Origin of the sequence: Pseudomonas sp. KB_12, assembly GCF_052114545.1 — a bacterium.
In the GTDB taxonomy this organism is placed as follows: domain Bacteria; phylum Pseudomonadota; class Gammaproteobacteria; order Pseudomonadales; family Pseudomonadaceae; genus Aquipseudomonas; species Aquipseudomonas brassicacearum.
Genome location: NZ_JBFREY010000115.1, coordinates 1 through 407 on the forward strand (window position 1 = coordinate 1; position 407 = coordinate 407).

1 protein-coding gene is annotated in these 407 nt (G+C 60.0%); it reads left to right on the forward strand.

Annotation, left to right across the window (positions count from 1 at the left end):
- On the forward strand, positions 1–407 hold a 407-nt coding region (locus AB4Z20_RS28105; protein WP_442091254.1), incomplete at both ends, for an immunoglobulin-like domain-containing protein.

Sequence of the window (407 nt, forward strand, 5' to 3'; positions counted from 1 at the left end):
GCCGAAGGCGGCTCGATCGTTCGTTTACACCGCAACATTGACCAACGCCGCCGGCTCGCCAGTGACCGTCACCTTGAGCAACGGCGCGGTGATCAACATCGCTGCGGGTGCTACTACCGGCACCGTGACTGTCGACGCACCAAAAGATGATGTCTACAAAGACGCCGGCAAAGTTGAAGTCAGCATCGATAAGGCCACTGGCGGCAACTTCGAGAACCTGGTTCCGAACACCACGCCGGCGGTGACTGATGTCACTGACACCATCGACACCAGCACCGTTTCGCTCACCGCGACTTCRACKGTGGCCGAAGGTGGGACTGTCGTTTACACCGCGTCGGTCAACGCACCAGTCACTGATGCCCCGCTCGTCGTGACGTTGAGCAACGGCCAGACCATCACCATCCCAG